Source organism: Pseudoalteromonas sp. NZS11 (genome assembly GCF_015864765.1).
In the GTDB taxonomy this organism is placed as follows: domain Bacteria; phylum Pseudomonadota; class Gammaproteobacteria; order Enterobacterales; family Alteromonadaceae; genus Pseudoalteromonas; species Pseudoalteromonas arctica.
In genome coordinates, this window is sequence record NZ_JADYWP010000022.1 from 1 (window position 1) to 1,546 (window position 1,546).

At 43.1% G+C, this 1,546-nt stretch carries 1 protein-coding gene; it reads right to left on the reverse strand.

Going from position 1 to position 1,546, the window contains the following annotated elements; all coding sequences use genetic code 11:
* Positions 1-425: 425 nt before the first annotated feature.
* The gene (locus I6E82_RS19740) at positions 426-1,460 is read right to left on the reverse strand and encodes an IS110 family transposase (RefSeq protein WP_197118528.1); all 1,035 of its coding nucleotides are present in this window, start codon (positions 1,458-1,460) and stop codon (positions 426-428) included.
* Positions 1,461-1,546: the final 86 nt, after the last annotated feature.

The following is a 1,546-nucleotide window of genomic DNA, read 5'->3' on the forward strand; positions in this document are numbered from 1 at the left end:
TGACATATATGGACGCTCCCTTGAAGTCAAGACGAGCTAATGTCTAAACATCAAAATTGATGCCTTTATTTAATTGTCATGTATCCCATTTCACAGTCATGATGCGTCACAAGCTTGCTGAAAAGCAAAGGTACTGACATATATTCGAGCTATGGTGTCATGATTGTCATGCGCCATGCTCCTAATGAGCTTCGTACCAAGGGACCTAAAAAATATTCACCCAAACGAGATTTAATCTCGTGTCTTTATCTGGTTAACCTTGGTTAGCGTGCGCTTTTTGTTTCATTATAAGTGAAGTACATACAGGATAAGCGTATGTTACGACTTAAGTGCCCAAACACCCACTCAGGTTTTAAAACCTATGTCATAACCAGGCTGTCTTAAGTCGTAAACTCGGGTGTGATTGGCGTGTAAAATACGCATAATTAAGCATCCTTGTGTGTATTTTGCACATACTGAGGAGAGTAGAGAGTTTGCTTGGTCAGCAATATCCACATCAGTCGCGCCAATCTGTGTGCGGTGGCGACCACCACACAATTAAAGTGTTTTTTCTCGCGCAACTGGTTTATCCACTGGCTTAGCGCATCTGTTTTATGGTGGCTTCTGGCGATAAGGGCGCGAGCACCGTGAATAAGTTGTTTTCGTAGGTAACTGTTGCCGCGTTTAGTAATACCAGACATTTTACTTTTATCGCCTGATGCGTATTGTTTAGGTGTTAATCCTAGCCACACACCGAGTTCTTTTGCGCTCTTAAATGCCTGACCGTTCCCGATTGATGCTGCATAGGCTGAGGCATTGAGAACACCCACGCCAGGGATAGAGTGAAGTATTTTAGCGTTTGTATCCCGTTCAACGTGTGCAGTAAGCATCGCTTCAATAGCTTTAATGCGTTTAACAAGGGTTTTGTATTCGGTGTAAATATCACTCACCATTATGCGCAGCTGAGGGCGAAGCTCAGAATCACTTTCTAAGGCAATTATCCCTTGCTCAAACGCCTTAATACCGACAGGAAATACATACCCAAAATCGACCAATAAACCGCGTAACTGGTTGGTTGCAGCAATCCTGTTTTGCAGAAGTCGCTCACGTATCTTATGGAGCATGAGTATTTCTTGCTGAGCTTCGGTTTTAATAGGAACGAATTTAATATGAGGGCGTAAGCTTGCTTCATAGATAGCAAGTGCATCGTTACTGTCGTTTTTATTACCGCGAACAAAGGGGGTAACGTGTTGTGCAGGAATAAGGTCAACGGTATGACCGTAAGACGAAAATACTCTTCCCCAGTAGTGGGAAGAATAACAGGCTTCCATCACCACGCGGCACGGAGGGGTATTAGCTAAGAAGGCGTTGAGTTTAGCTCTGTTTAAACGTTTATTGCATTCTCTTTTATGGTTAGAATTAAAGCCAGCGACTTGGAATACATTTTTTGCCAAATCAATTGATAATGTGCTAATTTTCATGACGGACGTTCCCTTTTAACTGAGTGAGTTCAATTACCAGTTTGGCGCATTGACGCCGTTTTGGGGAGCGTCCATCTCATCACCCA

Coding starts and splice junctions, on each gene's coding strand:
- I6E82_RS19740 (WP_197118528.1), bottom strand. CDS start 1,460: ATGAAAATTAGCACATTATCAATTGATTTGGCAAAAAATGTATTCCAA.